The organism is Pseudoalteromonas sp. PS5 (genome assembly GCF_004103255.1).
Lineage (GTDB): Bacteria > Pseudomonadota > Gammaproteobacteria > Enterobacterales > Alteromonadaceae > Pseudoalteromonas > Pseudoalteromonas peptidolytica.
Window position 1 is genome coordinate 1 of sequence record NZ_RCSQ01000124.1, and the last position, 22,245, is coordinate 22,245.

Below are 22,245 nucleotides of genomic sequence, written 5' to 3' on the forward strand. Positions count from 1 at the left end.
ATTGAGCAAGTATTAAGACGAATTGGTATAATAAGATGCTCCGTTAGATCACATTTATATACACATAAAAAAAAGCGCCAACGCGGCGCTTTTTTCATTATTGAGTTGCTATTGCTGCTCAGCTAATTGTAGCTGTGGCCTAATTACTTCGGCTTTAGCTTCAAGTGCTGCCAGTAGCTCTAAATAATTTTTATTAGCAAATGAGGAAGTGATTGATTGTTTCTGCTGCGGATCTATCTGTCCATCCACGTCTGGAGTGGTTACTGATTTAAGCACCACAAATGCAGCATCACCATTACCTAATTCAACCAACGCAGGGTAAGATTGCGCAACACCAGGTTGAGGAAGTTTAAATGCTTCAGTTGCAATCGCAGGAGGAACATCATAGCTTCTACGCTGCAGCTCATTGACACTTTTAACCTCAACATTTTGTGCTTTGGCAATATCTGCCAGTGTCGTGCCATTTTGCAATTGCTCAAACAGTGATTGAGCTTTCTCAGTAATCAAGCTTGATGCTTTCTCAGCAACTAGCTGTGCTTGAATTTGCTCACTGACTTCTTCTAGTGGTTTAGTGGCCGCAGCTTTATGATCCGAAACACGTACAACGACAATATGTTCTGGCGCAACCTCTAAAACTTCTGAATTCACTCTGTCTTCGATTAATTCAGGAGTAAAAATAGTATTATTTATAGCTGGCATGTTTAATGGCTCAGGAAGCGCATTACGGCTTACTAACTCGGTAGACTTAACTTCTACGCCAGCAACTTCTGCTGCATCTTGAAGGGAGTCCGCCATTTCAAAGGCCAATTCAGCAACCTGAGTTTGTTTTTGGTAGAAAGCATCTATTTTAGCTGCTTTTTCAAGCTCAGCACGCAACTCATCTTTAACATCATCAAAAGATTGGGCCTGTTGACGTTGAATATCAGTCAGCTTAATGATGTGATAACCAAACTCAGATTCAACCACCTCTGATACATCACCTACTGCTGCAAGCGAAAACGCTGCGTCTTCAAATGCAGGATCCATCATCTCTCGTTCAATCCAGTCTAAATCACCACCTAGTTCTGCACTGACAATATCATCTGATTTTTCTTCTGCAAGAGTTGCAAAATCAGCACCGCTATTTAGCTCCGCTAGCAGCATGTCTGCTTTTTCTTTTGCAGCTGCAGCATCTTCACCCAAGTCTACTAAAATGTGTGAAACGCGACGCCTTTCAGGCTCTAAATACTGGTTCTTTTGTTCTTCATAATATGTTTTAACGGCCTCTTCAGTAACCGGCTCAGCAGGCTCTAAATCTTCTGCTTTCAACTCAATATAGTTCACAGCCACCAACTCTGGTGCTTGGAACTGATTCTGATTTAGATCATAGTAGCTCTGAACCTCTTCTGGTGAAACTGAGACTTCATCTTTTACTAAATCTTTACTTAAGACGGCATAATCGATTGCACGGGTTTGCTGCTGTAACGCAAGAGAATGTTGTAATTCATTTTCTAATACAAAGTCACTGCCAGCTACCGCAGAGATAAGTTGTGCTCGTGTCATTTCATCGCGTAAATACTCACGGAAGCTGTCAGGTTGAAAATTCATCTGGCGAATAACTTGGAGGTAACGGTCATTGCTAAACTCACCACCGATTTGGAAGTAAGGCATCTCAACAATCGCTTTTTTCACCTGCTCATCACTCACTCGAAGACCAAGTTCCTTTGCCAGTTGTGACTGTAGTTCTTGCTGTACTAATTGATCTACAACACCTTGGCGGATTTGTGCCATGTAATTTGGATCTGCTGCTATTTGCGCAAAATACTCACCAAACTGCTGCTCTAAACGTGCACGCTCATTCGAGTAAGCACGTGAGAACTTTGTTTGCGAGATCTTTATTCCATTGACTTCTGCGACAGGTTGCTCAGTGGTTTGACCTAGGTAACCACCGATCCCTGCTAACGCAAAAGATAAGATGACTAAACCTAATATGATTTTAGCCGCAGGGCCCTGTGAGCCTTCTCTGATCTTTTCAAGCATTTATTGTTTCTCTTATCTAAGTCAAAGCACATAAGCACTTTGTATTGCTAGATTTGGGTTAGCATCACACCACCGCCACGAGGTTTGAGGTGGTATAAAAAAAGCGTATCTTAGCAGATACGCCTTTTATCTTGAAGCAGTTCGCGATGACTCTGCATCGCCTAATCCAAAATGAATTAGTTTACTGCGTCTTTAAGCGCTTTACCCGCTTTGAAAGATGGGATGTTAGCTGCTGCGATTTGAATAGTCTCACCAGTTTGTGGGTTACGACCAGAACGTGCAGCGCGCTCACGTACTGAGAAAGTACCAAAACCTACAAGTGCAACAGAGTCACCTTCTTTAAGTGCACCGGTTACCGACTCAATGAATGAATCTAGCGCACGACCAGCAGCCGCTTTAGAAATGTCAGCATCAGCTGCGATTTGATCGATTAATTGAGATTTATTCACAATATCATCCTCTTCCATAGTTATTATCAAAAGTTACTTCTATCTGATAACTTTTGCTATTCATTTAGAGACATCACAGCGACTCTCTAATTCTCGAAATCTTTCTCAAGCCTAGTGATTACGGGGCTTGCGAACCACCAAGCTTGAATACAGTGCCTAACTTAACACACCTTTTAGATTTGAAAAGCCTTTTCACTTAATTTTTTGGCTTTTTTCTTAGTTTTTTTGTGATTCTACACTAAAACTGTCTATTGGCTGCGCTAATGCTAATGATAGAACTTCGTCAATCCAAGACACAGCATGAATATCAAGTCCTTCAAGGACATTTTCAGGAATTTCTTTTAAGTCACGCTCGTTCTTTTTTGGTATTAAAACTCGTTTAATTCCACCACGATGCGCTGCAAGTAACTTTTCCTTTAAACCACCAATTGGCAGCACTTCACCACGTAATGTGATTTCACCGGTCATCGCGACATCTGCACGCACTGGGTTGCCTGTTAAACTTGACACTAAGCCTGTTACCATGGCGATACCCGCACTTGGTCCATCTTTAGGAGTCGCGCCTTCAGGAACATGCACATGAATATCACGCTTCTCGTAAAAGTCGTCGTTAATACGAAGCTTTTCAGCACGATTGCGCACCACCGTCATCGCAGCCTGAATAGATTCCTGCATCACATCACCCAAAGAGCCAGTGTACGTCAGTTTGCCTTTGCCTGGTACAGCAGCACATTCAATGGTCAATAGATCACCACCAACTTCTGTCCACGCTAGACCCGTAACTTGACCAACACGATCACCATCTTCAGCTTTACCGTAATCATGGCGCTGAACACCTAAAAATTCTTCTAGGTTTGTTTGGTTAATCACAACTTGCTTTACATCTTTGTCTAGCAAAATGTTTTTCACCGCTTTGCGACAGAGTTTAGAAACTTCGCGCTCTAGGTTCCGTACCCCAGCCTCTCGAGTGTAATACCGGATAATACCAATAATCGCACTGTCTTCGATGTTAATTTCAGATTCTTTCAGACCATTACGCTTGATCTGTTTAGGAATTAAGTGCTGTTTCGCAATATTAAGCTTTTCATCTTCGGTATAACCCGACAAACGGATCACTTCCATACGATCAAGCAGTGGGCCTGGTATATTGAAGCTATTTGATGTCGCAACAAACATCACGTCTGATAAATCGTAGTCTACTTCTAAATAGTGATCTGCAAAGTTGCTATTTTGCTCAGGATCTAACACCTCTAATAGAGCAGATGCAGGGTCGCCGCGCATGTCCGATGACATCTTATCGATTTCATCTAATAAGAAAAGCGGGTTCTTCACGCCAACTTTCGACATACTTTGAATAAGCTTACCCGGCATTGAGCCAATATAGGTTCTTCTGTGACCACGAATTTCAGCCTCGTCGCGCACGCCACCGAGCGCCATACGCACATACTTACGACCTGTAGAACGCGCGATAGATTGGCCTAAACTGGTTTTACCAACTCCAGGAGGGCCAACTAGGCACAGGATAGGGCCTTTGAGCTTATTGGTGCGTTGTTGTACGGCAAGGTACTCGATAATGCGATCTTTTACTTTTTCTAAGCCATAATGGTCAGAGTCTAGAATCTTTTGCGCACCTGCTAAGTCCTTTTTCACCTTAGAGCGTTTTTTCCATGGGACATTTATCATCGTCTCTATGTAAGAACGCACCACAGTCGCTTCTGCAGACATCGGTGACATCATCTTCAGTTTGTTCAGCTCCGCCAGTGCTTTTTCTTCCGCTTCTTGCGGCATTTTTGCTTCGCTAATGCGCTTTTTCAGCGCTTCAAATTCATCTGGTACGTCGTCTAACTCACCAAGTTCTTTCTGAATTGCTTTCATTTGCTCATTCAGATAATACTCACGTTGTGACTTCTCCATTTGCTTTTTCACGCGAGAACGGATTTTCTTTTCTACTTGAAGTAAATCGATCTCACCTTCCATCAGCGCCATCAAGTACTCAAGACGTTCTGTTACGTCATGAATTTCCAGTACCTTTTGCTTTTCAGGCACTTTAATTGGCATATGCGCAGCCATTGTATCAGCAAGGCGTGCGGCCTCATCAATACCTGAAACTGACGTCAGTACTTCAGGTGGAATTTTCTTATTAAGCTTTACATAGCCTTCAAACTGGCTAATTGCACTACGCACTAATATATCTTGCTCTTGCTCATCAGCATCCTGTGAAGGGATGTACTGTGCTTGCGCTAAGAAATATTCGTCTGTAACTAAGAATTCGTCTATTTTGGCGCGCTGCGTGCCTTCAACAAGTACTTTTACCGTACCATCAGGCAGCTTTAATAGTTGTAACACCGTCGCAATAGTGCCTGTTTGGTAGACATCATCAGTGCTAGGGTCATCAACTGAAGCGTCTTTTTGCGCAACCAAAAAGATTTGCTTGTCGTTGTCCATCGCTGCTTCTAGGCATTTTATTGATTTTTCTCGACCTACAAACAGCGGGATCACCATGTGCGGATACACGACTACGTCGCGCAGCGCTAGCACAGGAATTTCTACTCGATCCGTTCTTTCAAGCGTCATTATGTTCTCTTCGCACTTAAATTAATTTTGGGAATACTGAGCTATATGGGGATAACGCAGATAAAGTTCAATAGTTTATAGTAATCCACATCAACTAGGGATCAATTTAAGGCATAAAGCAATCAAATATCAGTAAACTAAAGCTCCAGCTTATTTGCAATGATACCAATTTTCTTAATTAAGTGGTCTATTTTGAGGCGAGAAAACTCTGTCTATTACTATGCGAAAACTCTCCATTTAGTTGTTCTAAATAGAAGATGTTTAGCGCAGTTAGCGTCAGATTTACGCCTTCAAATTGAGCAAGTATTAAGCATAATTGGTATAAGCTCTGGTGAGGGAAAATACTGATTTAGCTTACCAACCATGAGCTAGCCTCGCAGTTTACCTTATACTTTTTGTTAGCCCCTAACTTAGATGTAAAAAGGAGCACTAGGCTCCTTTTATTTTAATTCTGAGCTACTCAGATGCCGCTTTTTCTTTACCATTGTTTTCGTAAATCATAATCGGATCTGACTCTCCTTTGATAACGGTTTCGTCAATAACTACTTTACTGACTTCTTCCAATGAAGGTAACTCATACATAGTGTCGAGCAATACGCCTTCAACAATCGAACGCAATCCTCGTGCACCGGTCTTTCGCTCCATCGCCTTATGCGCAATCGCTCGCAAAGCGTCTTCACGGAACTCAAGATCCACACCTTCCATCTTAAACAACGCTGCATATTGCTTTGTTAAGGCATTCTTTGGTTCGTTTAAGATCTCAATAAGCGCATCTTCGTCAAGTTCGGTCAAAGTCGCAACAACCGGTAAACGACCAATAAATTCAGGAATTAAACCGTACTTGACCAAATCTTCAGCTCAACATCTTTAAATGTTTCGCTCAGTGAACGCTCTGAATCTTGTGACTTAACTTCAGCACCGAAACCGATACCTGTATTTTTAGAACTACGTTGTTCGATCACCTTATCAAGGCCAGCAAATGCACCACCGCATATGAATAAGATTTTCGATGTATCAACTTGCAAAAACTCTTGTTGCGGATGTTTTCGGCCACCTTGAGGCGGAACAGATGCAACCGTACCTTCAATCAGTTTAAGTAATGCTTGTTGTACACCCTCACCCGATACATCACGGGTAATAGATGGATTGTCTGATTTTCTCGAAATCTTATCGATTTCGTCGATATAGACAATGCCACGTTGTGCCTTTTCTACGTCGTAGTCACATTTTTGTAGCAGCTTTTGAATGATGTTCTCAACATCTTCACCAACATAACCAGCTTCAGTTAACGTTGTTGCATCTGCCATCGTAAATGGTACATCAAGAAGTCTTGCAAGCGTCTCGGCCAATAGTGTTTTACCACTACCTGTTGGACCAATTAGCAAGATATTACTTTTACCTAATTCTACATCACCCTTACCACCTTGGTTGCGTAAGCGCTTGTAGTGATTGTATACAGCAACGGACAGCACTTTTTTCGCATGCTCCTGACCGATAACATAATCATCAAGGTGATTTCTGATCTCTTTTGGCACAGGTAATTTATCAGACGCGTCATGCTTAGGCGCAATATCTTTGATTTCTTCCCTGATAATATCGTTACAAAGTTCAACGCACTCGTCACATATATAGACAGATGGACCGGCAATTAACTTACGAACTTCATGCTGGCTCTTGCCGCAAAATGAGCAATACAGCAGCTTGCTATTCTTATCGCCGTCTGTTGGAGTGTCTGACATTCAGCTACCTCATTCTTTTGTTGTTATCTGTCGATAACATCGTATTTCTTTTAACTATACCAAAGAATAAAAGCTTTGGCATAGCAGTAACCAATGATTTATGCTCATTGGTTACCGACTAATCACTTCAGTTCGCGACGTGAATGAACCGCGTCAATTAAGCCATATTCTAGGGCTTGGTCAGCAGTCATAAAATTATCTCTATCGGTGTCACGTGCAACTACATCGTATGGTTGTCCAGTATGATCAGCCATCAGACGATTTAACTTTTCTTTAATAGACAAGATTTCTCTTGCATGAATTTCAAAATCTGATGCCTGACCTTGGAAGCCGCCTAAAGGCTGGTGGATCATCACTCGAGAGTTTGGCAAGCAATAACGTTTACCTTTAGCGCCGCCTGAAAGCAAAAATGCTCCCATACTCGCTGCCTGACCAACACAAACCGTACTAACATCAGGCTTAATAAAGTTCATTGTATCGTAGATAGACATTCCAGCAGTCACGGAGCCACCAGGTGAATTGATATACAAGAAAATATCTTTGTCTGGGCTTTCCGACTCCAAGAACAACATCTGTGCCACGATCAAGTTGGCCATATGGTCCTCTACTTGACCTGTCAAAAAAATGATGCGGTCTTTAAGTAGTCTAGAGTAAATGTCATAAGAACGCTCGCCTTTAGCCGTTTGCTCCACGACCATAGGTACTAACGCATTGATTGGATCGATCATACCATCATTCATGTTTTTTATTCCTTACTAGCACAGAATTTGTTGCCTTATTGTAATAGGTAACTTAAATCGCTTGCGACTCAAGAGACATTCTGTCATTCGGTTTTAGGCTAATACTTTTTTGAGCGAAATAGAACGAGCATTTCTAACAGCTCGTTGTGATAAGCACATTTTGTCTTATACCATCAAGTATAGCTAATAAAATAAGCCATGCCTCAAGATATAAGTACTTTATGCTTCAATATCAAGGTGTAAAAACAAAAATGGCCCGAATTCTCTCACCGAGTAACTCGAGCCATTTAAACTTCAGCTTAGCTGGAAGTCAATGATTTCTTCAAAGACTTATTGAGCAGCCTGTGGGTTCATGATGTCATCGAATGATTTTTCAACATCAGAAACAGTTGCAGCTGCAAGTACAGCTTCAACAGCAAGCTCTTCCATTGCTACGTTACGCATCTGCTGCATAAGTTGATCGTTTGTTTTGTAGTATGAAACTACTTCACTTGGATCTTCGTATGCAGAAGCAACAGTCTCGATTAATTCTTCAACCTTTGCATCGTCAGCTTTGATGTCATTCGCTTTGATTACTTCACCTAAAAGCAAGCCAGTTTTTACGCGAGTAACAGCTTGCTCATGGAAAAGCTCAGCTGGTAGCTCAGGCATGTTTTGCGCGTTGCCGCCAAAACGCTGTGCAGCCTGTTGACGAAGTGCGTCGATTTCTTGATCAACTAGTGCTTTAGGCACTTCAACTTCGTTAGTGTCAAGAAGACCTTTGATCGCTTGATCTTTTACGTTTGCTTTAACCGCTTGGCTAAGCTCACGTTCCATGTTCTTCTTCACTTCTTCTTTAAGTGCGTCAACACCACCTTCAGCAACACCAAACTTAGTTGCGAACTCGTCAGTTAGTTCAGGAAGCTCTTGAACTTCAACTTTCTTCACAGTAATTGTAAATTGAGCTGCTTTACCTTTTAAGTTTTCAGCGTGGTAGTCTTCAGGGAAAGTCACATCAGAAACGACTTCGTCACCTGCTTTCTTACCAACGATACCATCTTCGAAACCAGGGATCATACGACCTTGACCAAGCTCTAGAGGGAAGTCTTCAGCTTTTCCGCCTTCAAACTCTTCACCGTCAATTGTACCAACGAAGTCAACCGTTACACGGTCTTTTTCGCCAGCAGCTGCGTCGCTTTCAGTCCAAGTAGCGTGTTGCTTACGAAGTGTTTCAAGCATGTTAGCAAGATCTTCGTCAGTTACTGAAACAGCAGGCTTCTCAACTGCAATTTTATCTAAGTCTTTAAGCTCAACTTCAGGGTATACTTCAAAAGTTGCATCGAACTCTAAATCTTTACCAGCTTCTAGTGACTTAGGAGCAAATGTAGGTGCACCCGCTGGGTTGATTTTCTCAGCAATGATTGCTTCGATGTAATTACGCTGCATAATATCGCCAGCAACTTCTTGACGAACAGCTGCGCCGTAACGCTTAGTGATGATTGACACTGGTACTTTACCAGGGCGGAAGCCATCGATACGCTGTGTTTTTGACAGTTGTTGTAGGCGTTTTTTAACTTCAGTCTCAACGTTCTCTGCAGGAACGGTGATGGTCAGACGGCGCTCAAGGCCTTGAGTCGTCTCAACAGAAACTTGCATGATTTACCTCAATCTTCATTTTTGGGCGACAAAGCGCCTTCCTTACTAACAAGACAACCATCATGCTTTTGTGGGCCTTCGGCTAAACTGCCAAACTCTCCGTTGCATGTGACGCTTGTTGCCTGCCCTACGGGCACTACGTTAATTAATAGACGCGGCATTATAACCTATTCAACGACGGAGTCGAGCAATCAGGTTAAATAATTAGGCATATTGGTGCTAATTGATTAAAAGTTAGTAAATTTGAAATAAATGACTGAGATACTGATAGAGAGAAAGTGGTCGGCGATGCAGGATTTGAACCTGCGACCCCTTGGACCCAAACCAAGTGCGCTACCAAGCTGCGCTAATCGCCGAACATAAGTATTTTGTAGAAGTGGTCGGCGATGCAGGATTTGAACCTGCGACCCCTTGGACCCAAACCAAGTGCGCTACCAAGCTGCGCTAATCGCCGACTAATTTTGGCATGTAGATGGGGCGACTGATGGGACTTGAACCCACGACAACCGGAATCACAATCCAGGGCTCTACCAACTGAGCTACAGCCGCCACTACATGTGGATTAAAATAAGATGGCGCACCCTGAAGGATTCGAACCTTCGACCGACGCCTTAGAAGGGCGTTGCTCTATCCAGCTGAGCTAAGGGCGCAAACTCGAGTAAACATCTTCATGCTACTATCTTATTTTAAAAGTGGTCGGCGATGCAGGATTTGAACCTGCGACCCCTTGGACCCAAACCAAGTGCGCTACCAAGCTGCGCTAATCGCCGACTGTGACCTTGGAGAACTAAGAACCTTTTTATCGGTGAGTCCTCGTTGGCAACGGGGTGCATAATAGTGATTTGCCCCCAGCAGGTCAAATATTTTTTTTAGTTTTTGTTTCAACTGCCTAATTTTACCACAAATTGTTGATAAAACAGCTGACTTAATCAAATTTTATACGCTCTTACCTAGGCAAGTTGTGAAAACCTCCAGTTTTACGCAATGCTAACTTGGCGGGCTGGCTGTTTTTTGCGAAAATAGCGGGCAAATGTCCTCTATCAAACTAATTAGCAGGACATATAAATAGAGCAACCCCATTATTTTTCTTTACAAGCAGAGTCATCACTCAATAAAAGTACTTGTATAGGAGAATTTAAAGGCTCTATCATCGTTCAAGTTTTTTAACCCTTAATATAGGTCAATCATGACGGCAAACATCATTGATGGCAAAGCTATCGCGAAACAAGTTCGTTCTACTGTTGCACAACGAGTTCAAGAGAGACTGGCACAAGGTCTGAGAGCACCAGGCTTGGCAGTTGTGTTAGTAGGTCAGGATCCTGCGAGTCAAGTTTATGTTGGTTCAAAGCGTAAAGCCTGTGAAGAAGTTGGATTTGTTTCTAAATCTTTCGACTTACCAGGTGACACGAGCGAAGCGCAACTGCTCACGCTAGTTGACGAGCTTAATGCAGACCCTGAAGTTGATGGGATCTTAGTACAATTGCCGCTACCTGAAGGCCTAGACGCGGAAAAAGTGTTAGAGCGTATAGATCCTCACAAAGACGTCGACGGCTTCCATCCTTATAATGTGGGTCGTCTTGCTCAACGAATGCCAGCACTAAGACCTTGTACGCCAAAAGGGATCATTACCCTACTCGACTCTACCGGTGTGCGTTATAAAGGGATGCACGCTGTTGTGGTTGGTGCTTCAAACATTGTAGGTCGTCCAATGTCACTTGAACTGCTACTGGCAGGATGTACCACAACCGTTTGCCATAAATTTACTCAAGACTTGGAAGCCCACGTTCGTCGTGCAGATCTACTCGTCGTCGCAGTCGGTAAACCTGAGTTTATTCCGGGCGACTGGGTTAAAGAAGGTGCCATTGTCATTGATGTAGGTATTAACCGATTGGAATCAGGTAAGTTAGTCGGTGACGTGCAATATGACATCGCGGAACAAAACGCGAGCTTTATCACTCCAGTGCCGGGTGGCGTAGGCCCGATGACAGTAGCTAGCTTGATTGAAAACACCCTTGAAGCGTGTGAAAACTATCACAGCTAAATAGTATTGAGTTATAACACTGATAAAGGCCTCTAATGAGGCCTTTATCATTTTGAGCCTCTCTAACTCAGTAGCGTGTCCTTGTTCGCTTTGTTTTCTTCTTGAGTTACCGCATCTCTCATTGCTTCTTCTAATGCAGCCATACGCTCTTCTAATTCTTCGGGTGAAATTTTTCCCTCGGCTGCGAGCTTTTCAAGCTCTGCCATTTTCTCTTTTAATTCATCAATTTTCTCTTTATTTGCCCCTAAGCGGCTAAACATTACCGCTTCTCTCATTTTTTCGAGAAATGTTTCATTACGCTCCACTACTTCATATTTAAATGGCTCGTCTACTTTATGGTCGAGTGCACGAGAAGATTGTGCAGCTATATCCGCAGCCGCGACATACGCTTGCTCTTGAGCACTTGATTTAGCTCGATTAGTTTGGGTTGGGCTGTGCTGCTGCGAAGCAGACTCTACCGTACGAGTTGCAAAGTGAGATTGATAAGTGATCATGATTGCTCTCCTTGATTTGTTCAAGAAGAGCAAACACTGTGCCAGAACAGCCTGAAGTCAAATAACCTCAGGACGCCGAATAAAATCAGAGATGGCCTGAAATGGGCTTGTGCGGCAAATTGACGTCTTGGTTTTGACCGCGGTGACGTAATAGATGATCCATAAGTGTTATGGCCAACATCGCTTCCGCTATAGGGATGGCACGAATGCCCACACACGGGTCATGGCGGCCTTTGGTAACCACCTCTTGCGGTTGATTTTGGGTATCAATGCTCTGCCCTGGGACTGAGATACTTGAGGTAGGTTTTAGCGCAATTGACGCGATAATGTCCTGCCCTGTTGAAATACCTGCTAATACGCCACCTGCATGGTTTGAGGTGAAGCCCTGCGGCGTCAGCTCATCTCTATGCTCAGAACCTTTTTGTTCAACCACATCAAAGCCGTCACCAATTTCTACACCTTTTACCGCATTAATGCTCATTAGGGAGTGCGCAATTTCGGCATCCAGACGGTCAAAAACAGGCTCACCTAGACCTACCGGCACGTTTTTCGCCACAACTTTAACTTTCGCGCCAACTGAATCACCTTCTTTTTTCAGCGTACGCATATATTCATCTAACGCTTCAAGCTTAGACTCATCAGGAAAGAAAAAGGGGTTGTTTTCCACAATTGACCAATCATACGTTTGAGCTTTAATAGGGCCTAATTGGGAAAGACAAGCATTGATCTCAATGCCATGAGCTTGTTTTAGATATTTTTTCGCTATCGCACCAGCCGCAACTCGGATCGCTGTTTCACGGGCAGACGAACGTCCACCACCACGGTAATCTCTGTGGCCATATTTGTGCCAATAGGTGTAGTCGCCATGACCCGGACGAAATAAATCTTTGATGTTAGAATAATCTTTGGAACGTTGATCGGTATTTTCAATTAACAGTCCAATACTAGTTCCGGTCGTCTTACCTTCGAATACACCCGAAAGGATTTTTATCTCATCACCTTCGCGTCGCTGTGTTGTGTATCGGCTTTGACCCGGTTTACGTCTATCCAAATCAATTTGTAAGTCAGCTTCAGTTATCTCAAGCCCAGGTGGTACACCATCCACCACGCCACCAAGCGCAGCGCCATGGCTTTCACCAAAGGTCGACACCTTAAATAATTGGCCAATGCTATTGCCTGCCATCGTTTTTCCTCATTCCAAAATAGACGATAGAGAGCATTGGCTCCCTATCAGTTTTTAAAGTATTCCAACAATTGCTGTTTGGATACCACAAAGACCCCCAGACCACCGTGGTCAAACTCTAACCAAGTGAAAGGTGCTTCAGGGAATTGCTGTTCCATATGTACCATAGAATTGCCGACTTCGACAAATAACAAACCGTCATCATTTAGATGATCCGCAGCTTCTGCTAACAAAGTACGAGTTACGTCAAGGCCGTCCTCTCCCGACGCCAAACCAAGCTCTGGCTCATGATGAAACTCTTCAGGCAAGTCAGACATGTCTTCAGCATCAACGTAAGGTGGGTTTGCTACGATTAAGTCATATTTTTGGCCCGGTACACCACTGAATACATCAGACTGGATGGCAAACACTCTGTCGTGCATCATATGCTGATTGATATTGTGATCAGCCACTTCTAAAGCTTCAAAAGAAATGTCTACTGCATCTACTTGTGCACGCTCAAATGCTTTGGCAAGTGCAATTGCAATACAACCAGAGCCCGTACACATATCTAAAATACGGTTTATTTTGTTAGGCGATGCCACCCAAGGAGAAAAATGTTTTGCAATTAATTCTGCAAATGGAGAGCGTGGTACTAATACGCGCTCATCAACATAAAACGGCATACCAGCAAACCAAGCTTGATTGGTCAAATAAGCCACGGGAATACGCTGTTCAATACGTGCTTTAATGTAGTCTATCAAGTGAGATTTTTCACTTTGCGTCACACGGGCGTGCATAATTTCTTTAGGTGCATCAATAGGCATATGGAGCACAGGCAGCACCAAACTTACCGCTTCATCCCACGGGTTATCTGTTCCGTGACCAAAAAAGACCTCATTGCTGACAAACTGAGTTGCAGTCCATCGTACCCAGTCTTGGATGGTATGGAGGTCTTGAAACGCTTCATTTGCCATTTCGTCGGTGATTAGTGGTTGTGACATTTCCGTCATGAAGATTCTCTAAGATCAAACTATATGGCGACATTGTAGCGGTTTTTAAGCTAGGTTTTTATGCTTTTTTTATTTAAAATGTCACCATGAACAAAGAATCTAACACTAATGCTGACCTAAATGATGATTTCGCGATGTTTCGCGAGTCCTTGAATGGTGTAAAACCTCTTAAGCAAGATCAGGTGCAGCTCAAACAAACGAAAAAAATTCAGAGTGTAGAGCTGAAACAACAAGTGAAGCAGCAACAGTCAGAGTTTTACTTTTCGGACGAGTATATTCCTGACATCGATACTTCGGGAACTATTAATTATGTTAAGGCTGGCGCTGACAGCTATCTCGCTAAACAGCTTAGGCGTGGTGATTATGCACCAGAGCTGATATTAGATTTACACGGTTTGAACAAAGAGACCGTCAAACAAGAGCTTGCTGCGTTAATTCATGCTTGTAAAAAACAGCATATTGCTTGTGCCTGCATTGTTCACGGCATTGGCGAGCGAATACTCAAACATAAAGTGCCGCAATACCTTGTACAACACCCTGATGTCTTAGCGATACACCAAGCACCGTTAGAGTACGGTGGTAAAGGTGCTGTATTGATCCTTGTCGACCTACCAGACGATCCAAGTTTTGGCCGTTAATTCGGCCTCATTACGAGCTCAACCTCCTCTTTATATATTTGACTAAAACTTCGTTATTTTTGTTATGTCACCTTCGTCAAATTCACCAACGTCTTACGTTAACTTCTTCATAGAAAACTAAATTTATTTAAAAATCAAAGCTTTAAAAAATAATTTCACGTTGGCACAACCTTTGTAATAGTTATTGCGACTAACAAATTACAAGGAAACTTATTATGACTACTTTAGCGAAACTAACCATGACTACGTTACTACTAACAGCTAGCATGACAACTACTGCTACAGAAATAGACGACTCCATCCTACAGGATGTGAAAAGCAAAATATCACAAGCGATCAGTGAATCAATAAAGGCCAACATCGAAGAGCTGAGAATCGAAACCAAACAATCATTGCAAACAGCATTTCAAGCTGAAAATACTAACAAGAAAGACGAAAAGGAAAAGCGTAATGATTAATGAACTTACATTTTTGAGTTTACTAGCAACTCCAGTGATAAGCTTATTTGCAGCGTACCTAAGCATTCAACTAATAAAGTCGCTCGGTCAGTACATTAATTTTAACTAGCATGGCACTTGCTAAAGAGGCAGGGCTGCCGAATAGTCAACGTATTACCCTGAGAAAGCCGCCGAGAAATCGAAAGCAATTAAAAAAACCCGCTAACTAGCGGGTTTCTTTTTAATATCTTATAGATATTACATAGCAGACACTAAATTATAGTGCGCCTTCGTTCTCAGATAGGAACTTTGCAACACCTTCAGGGCTTGCGTCCATACCTGCTTTACCTTCAGTCCAACCAGCTGGACATACTTCGCCGTGCTCTTCGTGGAATGCAAGTGCATCAACCATGCGCAGCATTTCGTCGATGTTACGGCCAAGTGGTAGATCATTCACTACTTGGTGACGTACGTTACCTTCAGCGTCAATTAGGAAAGAACCACGGAAAGCAACACCAGCCTCTGGGTGCTCAACGTCGTATGCTTGACAGATTTCGTGTTTAACGTCAGCAACTAGATCGTATTTAACTGGACCAATACCACCTTCGTTTACTGGAGTGTTACGCCATGCGTTGTGTGAGAATTGAGAGTCGATAGAAACACCGATAACTTCAACACCACGCTTTTGGAACTCTTCGTAACGCTTGTCAAATGCGATTAGCTCTGAAGGACAAACAAAAGTGAAGTCTAGTGGGTAAAAGAAAACAACCGCTTTTTTACCTTTAATACGCTCGTGCAGGTTGTAGCTATCTACGATCTCACCGTTACCTAGTACTGCTGCTGCTGTAAAGTCTGGTGCCTTGCGGCCTACTAATACACCCATTTTTATCTCCAATAGTTAGGTTTATTTCCAATCTTGTTTTGTCTCTCTATCGAGTTCAAAACATCTGGTACTTAATATTGTGGCATGCTTATAAAAAAACAACCTTTGCATTTAGCGTTCACTAAAGTGCCTTGTGCTTTTTTACTACCAAAAACTTTGACTAGTGTATTGGCGTAGGAACAGAAATAACAATCGAATTAACCGATAGCATCAATCTATAAATTCGATTGCCGGAAAAAGTAGCAAATATCTTGCAAACCAACACCTGAGATCAAAAAAGGCTTCACTATGAAGCCTTTAATGTATAATTCTGTGACTAATTTAGTCCATGATATTTTCAGGCATATCACCACGGATCTGCTGCCAAATTTCGCCAGACTGATGACCATATTTACGCATCAGAGAGATTGCACCATCATGTTCTTGGTTTTCTGCCAACGTGGTAAGGTCTGCGTAAAACTGTCTAGCGAGATCTCGCGTTCTTGAATCAGAGAAATAATGACAACCAATTTTAGAATACAACCCTTTGAATCCATTTAAGATAAGTACATAAATTTTGTTCTGACCTGCGCCTGCCAGTTCATGGTGCACCTGATAGTCATAATCGGCAAATGCTTCGGCGGTGTCCGCTAATTCTGCATGTTTGGATAAGATATCAATAACACGTTGAGGGTTAAACTTGATAGCAGCACGAGTATAGATGGCGCTGATATTGGTTCTAGCAGACAACAACTGATCGGTTAGTTCAGGCATTTTATCTTCATCAAGACGCGCTAGTGTCTCGAGAATATTTAGCCCTGACGTTTCCCAAAAGTTATTGACTCGAGTTGGCTTACCATGCTGGATAGTCAACCAACCATCGCGTGCCAGCCTTTGCAATACTTCGCGTAGTGTTGTTCTAGTTACACCAATGAGTTCAGAAAGCTCACGCTCAGCAGGTAGGATTGATCCCGGAGGGAATTCGCCGTTCCAAATTGACTCAACAATATATTCTTCAGCAAATCCAGCTGGGCTCTTGGCTTTGAAAATTCTCATCTCACACCACTTTATTATTACATCAATGCCTATATTGGCAGGTTGTGCTCGTTAATCCACTGATTGTACCAGATGAAGCTCAACTAACAAGCAACAAATCACCCAAGCCAGAAATTGATGCTACATAGCAAAGATAACCTCCGGAAGTAGCGGCACAAGGCTCGCTGTATTTATTGCCTTTTTTGAGATATAGGTAACACGTCTCGTACCTCAACGGATAGCCACGATTTAAGTTCATCCATAACTTTGCTCGAGGTAGGTTATTCTACCCGCTCCTCCAGCTGGGCTTGTATACGCTTGAGACGTCGTTGCCATTGACGTTTAAACTCATGATCAGCAAAGCAAGAAAAATAGAGCTCAATTGCAAAGAAGCTATCGTTATAATCTGGAAGCCAACCATCATTGAGTAAATCAGTGAGTGCTTGTTTAGCACGGAGCTCTTCGTTATTAATAGTAAACCACAGCGCTAGCAAGGAGGTGTCAAGCACCTTATCTTGGGCGAGGTGATTCGAAATTAATGTGTTTACTCTCTCATACTTATTTTGTTGTTCCGCGAGCTTTAGGATTAAGGCATAGATGAGGTACTGCCCAGTATGCTCTGAAATAGGTGCCAGCAAAGAGCTAACTTCACTAAAATGACGCTCAAAAAGCTCCTTTGCTAATTCAGATTTGCGGTTCGCAATTAGTGCCATCACATAGGGCATCACGTAGTGCTTAGCGTTTGAGCCTAGCGTATAACGTTGCTTTAAAAGCGTTTCGGCTTTTTCTGCATTACCTTGTTGCCAAGCCAGCCCTGCTTCAACATATAGTCTGAAGGATGCTGAAGTGGTCGTGAACTGTGTGGCTTGCTGATACAACGTATTAGCCTCTTGTGTACGTCCTAAGCTGAGCAACATCAATATATGGCTTAGCTGTTGTGCGGGGTAGAGCTTATTGTGATCAACATGATTTTCACGATACCACTGTAGGTACTGGAGCGCCCGCTTTTGACTCAAAGGATAGAAGTCTAACTGGTAAAGTGGGTTATTCTTGGTGTGGGGTGCGATAGCAACACTGCGTTCAAAATATTTCCTCGCTAAGCTCATGTCTCTAAAGTTTAGATAGGCGTAGGCTAAACCGCGAACGATAACGGCATCATTTGGCGCTAATCGATACGCTTTTTGGTGTGCTACTACGGCACCTTCTATGTCATTGCTCTTGCGAAGAAATCGTCCATACCAATGCCATAACCTCGGATTGTCTATTGATATTTCAAAACCACGAGTAAAATATTTCTGTGCTTGTATATCGTTATTTTCTATTACAGCGAATCGAGCCAAGGAGGTGATAACTTCAATATTTTTCTCTTCCAATGCGCGTGCTTTTTCCAGTAAAGGACGGCATAGCGCCAATAACTCATATTCTGATATTTCACCAAATAAGCTAAGCCCCATATAGGCATTACATAAGCCACTTAGCGCGTCTATATTTTCCCCTTGCTTAGACAGCACCTGTTGATAAAGGCTTTTTGCTTGCTCTAATTCTGCAATATTAGTGCTTTTAGATAAGTGCTTTGCAAGCGTAACCTCATCAAAGTAAGGGTCATCCTCTGCGCTATTGCGAGTACTTTCGTTAAAGATAGATGTCAAAATCGCAAGCAGTAGCGCTAACGTAAAGCCGACACTTGCAAACCAGATCCAACGACTGCTTTTTACCGAAGTGTTTATACTATTTTGAGTGACGAGTACATTCGGAGCTATCCTATAACCATGACCTGATATTCTCTCTATATACTCTTTATGTTGTAGGTCTGAGTTTAGGATTTTTCTTAACTGTGCTACGGCTTGGTAAACTGAGCTGTCAGACACTACTTTTGGTTTCCATACCAATTCAATGATCTCGTCAATGCTAAGCGGCTGTGCATCCGCCTCGATCAAAACAAGTAACAGCTGCATCATTTTTGGCGTTACTGTGTACTCTTGCCCGTTGGGATACTCAATAATTTGATTCAACTTAGGCATAACTAACCAATTACCTAGTAACAAATCTTTCAACTCAAAAACACCTTATATTATTGATTATTATAGTTTTAATTAAATTTAGAAAAATTTAAGAGTTTATTTATATGAAAATTAGTTCAACAACTGTAAACCAATTTATGCTCGGTAACTCCTATTACAACACAAACAAATTTTTATTATGAAAAAACAAATATTATTTGCCGCGACATACTGCATACTATTTTCTAATGCGTTATTTGCAGCTGTCGACCTTAGAATTGACAATGCTATCATTTTAAACCCTGTTGATAAGCACCAAGTGAATATCATTTCAAATCATTGGATAGCGATACAAAATGGCAAAATCATTAAGTTATCCAATGCACGTAAAAAACCGCGTGCAAAAACTGTCGTTGATGCGAAAGATAAATACCTTATTCCGGGGCTCACCGACAGCCACGTACACCTTAAAACTATGCCTGGGTTACTCGCTTCAGATCCAAACGCCAAACAGATGCAAAAGGCGTTTTTGCAAAGGCAAGGAAGAAACTATCTATATTATGGCGTGACGCAAGTAATCGATCCGTCAAATACAGCAAGTGGCATCGCTGATTTTATGGCTAATGTGCCTGCACCGAATGCTTTTTTTTGCGGTGCAATGCCAGTTTATCAAGGTTATAACGCCGAAGGCTTAAGCTACGCTAAGCTACATCATCATAAACCTTATTTTATTGCACAGCATAATGACCCAACACATGAACTCACGCCATCACAGGTACATTCACATCAAGGTAGTCAACCGCTTGAGCGCATGAGGTCAGATGGCGCAACTTGTGCCAAACTTTACTTTGAAGATGGCTTTGGAGAAAACAGTAATATACCGCTTATCTATCAAGGTGATGCAAGGCGCTTGACCGAGTCTGCCAAGGTAATAGGATTACCTTCCATGGCTCATGCCAATGCCGTTGATATGCAGCAACTTGCCGTAGATGCCAATGTTGACATAATGGCTCATGGTCTTTGGAACTGGTTAACGCCTAATATCAACCAAGCTACAAACGTTCTGCCACCAACAGTAAAAGCGGTACTTGATAGCATCATTGAAAAAGACATTGCATATCAGCCGACGTTGACTGTAATGGACTCATTGGCAAAAGTAACTGACAGCACATTCTCTTTCACTGAAGAATATCAAACTGTACTCCCTTCACCTGTGATTGCTTGGTATCAAAGTGAACCTGGTCGTTGGTTTTTTAAAGAAATGAACCAAGGTTGGGGCAGCATGAGTAATCAGAAAAAAGTCGCTAAGCTGAAACGCATTTTTTCCCAAGGGCAGTTAGCACTTAACTACTTATATAAAAATGATGCCACATTGCTACTTGGTTCGGATACACCGCCAGCACCAACCTATACATCACAACCTGGATTATCTACATATAAAGAATTGACTATGATGCACCAAGCTGGCGTAGGCTTGGCTAGCTTGCTCAGTGCAGCGACCATAAACAATGCCAAAGCCTTCTCAATAGATGATAGATATGGCAGTGTAGCTGTAAATAAAATTGCCAACTTACTACTTTTAAACAGCGACCCTTTAAAGTCAGTAAGCGCTTACAACGATATTGATTCTGTAATTGTAAATGGCACCATGATTAAGCGCGCTACACTACATATCAATGCCTTAGGAGCGCGGTGAAACAGATACTAGTGCTGCTGAGCGCTTAGTTGACCTTTGGCAGGCTCTTTTCAACCCGATATATTGAGAATTGAGCGCAAAAACGCTCAAAGGTAGCGCCCACTCACGATGGAAGGTTGCTCTGATAGGGCCTGATAAAGCATAATAAAACAAAAAGAGGTTCTTCATAATGAGCATTGCATCTTTTCACCTTTCAAAGCAGTCTTGGGGATTGCTTGCGCTCTCAGCAGCTATTTTTGAGGCTGTGGCGCTTTACTTCCAATATGGTATGGGGTTAGAGCCTTGTATCATGTGTATTTATCAACGTTTTGCGATGCTCGGGTTACTCGCTGCTGGTTTAATCGGTATGATAGCACCGCGTAATTTTGCCGTGCGAAGCCTAGCATTTACTTCGTGGGGAGTCGGAAGCATTTGGGGGTTCTTGATTGCACGCGAACATATAGAGATGCAAACAACCACAGACCCATTTGCCTTCACCTGTGACTTTATACCTAATTTCCCATCTTTTATGCCCCTTCATGAATGGCTGCCAAGCTTCTTTGCTGCAACAGGTGATTGCGGTAATATAGATTGGTCTTTTGCAGGACTGTCTATGCCTGGTTGGATGGAAATCATTTTCGCATTTTACAGCGCGGTGTTTATCTTGTTTTTATTCTTCCATTTCACAAAAAGAAGTTGAGATAGCAAATTCATGTATTTTAGGTTAAGCCAAATAGCACAACTTGATGAATTTAAGCTCCGTGAAAAACAGATGATTTTACGTATCGCGTTGAGTCATCTTGATGCCAAAACTAAGGTGCTATTACGGATCGCTAAATTAATACTATTAACTCCATTTTTTGCATCGTTAGTAGTATTTGAAGGGTGGCTCCTATTGCCTGTCTTATTCGTTGCAGGATTGATCTACCCATTACTTACTACACCGCTAGAAATTTATTTTGGACAACCCAAACTGACACAAGCAATAACAGAGTTTACTTCAGCACAAAAAGTAGACTAAACAGTTAAATTAGTATGCGGACAACTAAAATTAGCCCGCATACTCCTGTTCTATCAAACTTTTATCTTGCCCTCCAATTTGGCCAGTATTCTATTCCCGATACCTTTTACCTCAAGCAGCTCTTGTATGGATTTAAAGCGGCCGAGCTTTTCGCGATATTCAATAATAGCTTCAGCTTTATGTATACCAATCCCTGGTAAAGTTGACAGTGCATCCGCATCAGCTGTGTTAATGTCTAATACACTGTGGTTTTGTGATTGCACTGTGATGACTTGCTCTGGAGGTTTAGCAACGGTCACAGAGTGACCAAGGCCTAGCGCAAGTAAAATGGATAGTGTGATGGTTTTTATCAACATAAATAACACTCCTTGTGTGAAAAGATCCAATCCCTCATTTATCACCTGCATTCTCACTGATGATTAATAAGGCCATATAACTAAAGTCAGTGTTTTATGATTTGTCAAAGCCACTCATTGTTCAATAAATAAAAATTATTGATAACCTCCTGTTTTAATTTAAGTTATTAAAACAAACTAGACTCATCCGAACTTGAAAAATTTTCAAAATAACTTGCGTATTATGGAGTTTAGGATTACTGTATATAAAAACAGTGACAAGGGGAATAACCATGGCAGTTATCATCAAATATGTTGTTGAAAGAAATGGAGTCGAGCGTATGACTTTCACAATCTAAAAAAGAGGCTGATGACT

Annotated in this window: 18 protein-coding genes, 5 tRNA genes and 2 pseudogenes; 7 read left to right on the top strand and 18 right to left on the bottom strand. The window is 42.2% G+C overall.

Annotated features, from left to right (window positions below; genetic code table 11):
* Positions 1-108: 108 nt before the first annotated feature.
* The 11 genes and pseudogenes from D9603_RS15335 to D9603_RS15390 all read right to left on the bottom strand — a co-directional run bounded on the left by D9603_RS15335 (position 109) and on the right by D9603_RS15390 (position 9,926).
* Positions 109-2,019, bottom strand: coding sequence for a SurA N-terminal domain-containing protein (locus D9603_RS15335; protein ID WP_128731975.1), 1,911 nt, complete (start codon positions 2,017-2,019; stop codon positions 109-111).
* A 176-nt stretch (positions 2,020-2,195) separates the two neighbouring features.
* Complete coding sequence (hupB, locus tag D9603_RS15340; RefSeq protein ID WP_125253533.1) at positions 2,196-2,468, bottom strand: nucleoid-associated protein HU-beta; 273 nt, start codon at positions 2,466-2,468, stop codon at positions 2,196-2,198.
* Between the two features lie 216 nt (positions 2,469-2,684).
* Positions 2,685-5,042: an endopeptidase La gene (gene lon / locus D9603_RS15345; protein ID WP_128731976.1), complete on the bottom strand. Its 2,358-nt coding sequence runs from the start codon at positions 5,040-5,042 to the stop codon at positions 2,685-2,687.
* Between the two features lie 456 nt (positions 5,043-5,498).
* Positions 5,499-6,781: pseudogene (gene clpX / locus D9603_RS15355) on the bottom strand (ATP-dependent protease ATP-binding subunit ClpX).
* 122 nt (positions 6,782-6,903) lie between these two features.
* Entirely contained in the window at positions 6,904-7,521 is a 618-nt protein-coding gene (gene clpP, locus D9603_RS15360) for an ATP-dependent Clp endopeptidase proteolytic subunit ClpP (RefSeq protein WP_125253530.1), read from the bottom strand.
* 330 nt (positions 7,522-7,851) lie between these two features.
* A complete protein-coding gene (gene tig / locus D9603_RS15365; protein WP_125253529.1) occupies positions 7,852-9,156 on the bottom strand; it encodes a trigger factor in 1,305 nt (434 codons plus the stop codon).
* 279 nt (positions 9,157-9,435) lie between these two features.
* Positions 9,436-9,512: transfer RNA gene (locus tag D9603_RS15370), tRNA-Pro, on the bottom strand.
* Between the two features lie 21 nt (positions 9,513-9,533).
* Positions 9,534-9,610 (bottom strand) — tRNA-Pro (locus D9603_RS15375).
* 19 nt (positions 9,611-9,629) lie between these two features.
* Positions 9,630-9,705: transfer RNA gene (locus tag D9603_RS15380), tRNA-His, on the bottom strand.
* Positions 9,706-9,729: 24 nt separating this feature from the next.
* Positions 9,730-9,806 (bottom strand) — tRNA-Arg (locus D9603_RS15385).
* 43 nt (positions 9,807-9,849) lie between these two features.
* Positions 9,850-9,926 (bottom strand) — tRNA-Pro (locus tag D9603_RS15390).
* Between the two features lie 416 nt (positions 9,927-10,342).
* Here D9603_RS15390 and folD point away from each other — a divergent pair.
* The gene (gene folD / locus D9603_RS15395; protein WP_125253528.1) at positions 10,343-11,197 is read left to right on the top strand and encodes a bifunctional methylenetetrahydrofolate dehydrogenase/methenyltetrahydrofolate cyclohydrolase FolD; all 855 of its coding nucleotides are present in this window, start codon (positions 10,343-10,345) and stop codon (positions 11,195-11,197) included.
* 62 nt (positions 11,198-11,259) lie between these two features.
* Here the strand turns inward: folD and D9603_RS15400 are convergent, their stop codons facing one another.
* The 3 genes from D9603_RS15400 to prmB all read right to left on the bottom strand — a co-directional run bounded on the left by D9603_RS15400 (position 11,260) and on the right by prmB (position 13,857).
* Complete coding sequence (locus D9603_RS15400) at positions 11,260-11,691, bottom strand: hypothetical protein (protein WP_125253527.1); 432 nt, start codon at positions 11,689-11,691, stop codon at positions 11,260-11,262.
* Between the two features lie 85 nt (positions 11,692-11,776).
* Positions 11,777-12,874 carry a chorismate synthase gene (aroC, locus tag D9603_RS15405; RefSeq protein WP_128731978.1) on the bottom strand — a complete coding sequence of 366 codons (1,098 nt, stop codon included), beginning with the start codon at positions 12,872-12,874 and terminating at the stop codon, positions 11,777-11,779.
* A 47-nt stretch (positions 12,875-12,921) separates the two neighbouring features.
* The gene (gene prmB / locus D9603_RS15410; RefSeq protein ID WP_153188199.1) at positions 12,922-13,857 is read right to left on the bottom strand and encodes a 50S ribosomal protein L3 N(5)-glutamine methyltransferase; all 936 of its coding nucleotides are present in this window, start codon (positions 13,855-13,857) and stop codon (positions 12,922-12,924) included.
* Positions 13,858-13,952: 95 nt separating this feature from the next.
* Here prmB and smrB point away from each other — a divergent pair, with 95 nt between their 5' ends.
* Positions 13,953-14,504 carry an endonuclease SmrB gene (smrB, locus tag D9603_RS15415; RefSeq protein WP_128731980.1) on the top strand — a complete coding sequence of 184 codons (552 nt, stop codon included), beginning with the start codon at positions 13,953-13,955 and terminating at the stop codon, positions 14,502-14,504.
* A gap of 215 nt (positions 14,505-14,719) precedes the next feature.
* Positions 14,720-14,962: a hypothetical protein gene (locus tag D9603_RS15420; protein ID WP_128731981.1), complete on the top strand. Its 243-nt coding sequence runs from the start codon at positions 14,720-14,722 to the stop codon at positions 14,960-14,962.
* Between the two features lie 256 nt (positions 14,963-15,218).
* Here D9603_RS15420 and D9603_RS15425 read toward each other — a convergent pair whose 3' ends face one another.
* The 3 genes from D9603_RS15425 to D9603_RS15435 form a co-directional block, all read right to left on the bottom strand.
* Entirely contained in the window at positions 15,219-15,824 is a 606-nt protein-coding gene (locus D9603_RS15425) for a peroxiredoxin C (RefSeq protein WP_099641288.1), read from the bottom strand.
* A gap of 321 nt (positions 15,825-16,145) precedes the next feature.
* Positions 16,146-16,859: a fatty acid metabolism transcriptional regulator FadR gene (gene fadR, locus D9603_RS15430; RefSeq protein WP_125253522.1), complete on the bottom strand. Its 714-nt coding sequence runs from the start codon at positions 16,857-16,859 to the stop codon at positions 16,146-16,148.
* 260 nt (positions 16,860-17,119) lie between these two features.
* The gene (locus tag D9603_RS15435) at positions 17,120-18,892 is read right to left on the bottom strand and encodes a winged helix-turn-helix domain-containing protein (protein ID WP_128731982.1); all 1,773 of its coding nucleotides are present in this window, start codon (positions 18,890-18,892) and stop codon (positions 17,120-17,122) included.
* Positions 18,893-19,037: 145 nt separating this feature from the next.
* Between D9603_RS15435 and D9603_RS15440 the strand changes: the two genes are divergently transcribed.
* From D9603_RS15440 to D9603_RS15450, 3 genes are all read left to right on the top strand, one after another.
* The gene (locus D9603_RS15440; RefSeq protein WP_128731983.1) at positions 19,038-20,534 is read left to right on the top strand and encodes an amidohydrolase family protein; all 1,497 of its coding nucleotides are present in this window, start codon (positions 19,038-19,040) and stop codon (positions 20,532-20,534) included.
* 169 nt (positions 20,535-20,703) lie between these two features.
* Positions 20,704-21,213 carry a disulfide bond formation protein DsbB gene (gene dsbB / locus D9603_RS15445; RefSeq protein ID WP_128731984.1) on the top strand — a complete coding sequence of 170 codons (510 nt, stop codon included), beginning with the start codon at positions 20,704-20,706 and terminating at the stop codon, positions 21,211-21,213.
* Between the two features lie 12 nt (positions 21,214-21,225).
* A complete protein-coding gene (locus D9603_RS15450) occupies positions 21,226-21,534 on the top strand; it encodes a hypothetical protein (protein ID WP_125253518.1) in 309 nt (102 codons plus the stop codon).
* A 53-nt stretch (positions 21,535-21,587) separates the two neighbouring features.
* Here the strand turns inward: D9603_RS15450 and D9603_RS15455 are convergent, their stop codons facing one another.
* On the bottom strand, positions 21,588-21,890 hold the full coding sequence (locus D9603_RS15455) for a helix-hairpin-helix domain-containing protein (RefSeq protein ID WP_128731985.1): 303 nt from the start codon (positions 21,888-21,890) through the stop codon (positions 21,588-21,590).
* A gap of 272 nt (positions 21,891-22,162) precedes the next feature.
* On the opposite strand from D9603_RS15455, the pseudogene D9603_RS15460 reads away from it, so the two are divergent.
* A pseudogene (locus D9603_RS15460) lies at positions 22,163-22,245 on the top strand (YebG family protein); the annotation flags it as partial.

Coding starts and splice junctions, on each gene's coding strand:
- D9603_RS15335 (WP_128731975.1), bottom strand. CDS start 2,019: ATGCTTGAAAAGATCAGAGAAGGCTCACAGGGCCCTGCGGCTAAAATC.
- lon (WP_128731976.1), bottom strand. CDS start 5,042: ATGACGCTTGAAAGAACGGATCGAGTAGAAATTCCTGTGCTAGCGCTG.
- clpP (WP_125253530.1), bottom strand. CDS start 7,521: ATGAATGATGGTATGATCGATCCAATCAATGCGTTAGTACCTATGGTC.
- tig (WP_125253529.1), bottom strand. CDS start 9,156: ATGCAAGTTTCTGTTGAGACGACTCAAGGCCTTGAGCGCCGTCTGACC.
- folD (WP_125253528.1), top strand. CDS start 10,343: ATGACGGCAAACATCATTGATGGCAAAGCTATCGCGAAACAAGTTCGT.
- D9603_RS15400 (WP_125253527.1), bottom strand. CDS start 11,691: ATGATCACTTATCAATCTCACTTTGCAACTCGTACGGTAGAGTCTGCT.
- aroC (WP_128731978.1), bottom strand. CDS start 12,874: ATGGCAGGCAATAGCATTGGCCAATTATTTAAGGTGTCGACCTTTGGT.
- prmB (WP_153188199.1), bottom strand. CDS start 13,857: ATGTCACAACCACTAATCACCGACGAAATGGCAAATGAAGCGTTTCAA.
- smrB (WP_128731980.1), top strand. CDS start 13,953: ATGAACAAAGAATCTAACACTAATGCTGACCTAAATGATGATTTCGCG.
- D9603_RS15420 (WP_128731981.1), top strand. CDS start 14,720: ATGACTACTTTAGCGAAACTAACCATGACTACGTTACTACTAACAGCT.
- D9603_RS15425 (WP_099641288.1), bottom strand. CDS start 15,824: ATGGGTGTATTAGTAGGCCGCAAGGCACCAGACTTTACAGCAGCAGCA.
- fadR (WP_125253522.1), bottom strand. CDS start 16,859: ATGAGAATTTTCAAAGCCAAGAGCCCAGCTGGATTTGCTGAAGAATAT.
- D9603_RS15440 (WP_128731983.1), top strand. CDS start 19,038: ATGAAAAAACAAATATTATTTGCCGCGACATACTGCATACTATTTTCT.
- dsbB (WP_128731984.1), top strand. CDS start 20,704: ATGAGCATTGCATCTTTTCACCTTTCAAAGCAGTCTTGGGGATTGCTT.
- D9603_RS15450 (WP_125253518.1), top strand. CDS start 21,226: ATGTATTTTAGGTTAAGCCAAATAGCACAACTTGATGAATTTAAGCTC.
- D9603_RS15455 (WP_128731985.1), bottom strand. CDS start 21,890: ATGTTGATAAAAACCATCACACTATCCATTTTACTTGCGCTAGGCCTT.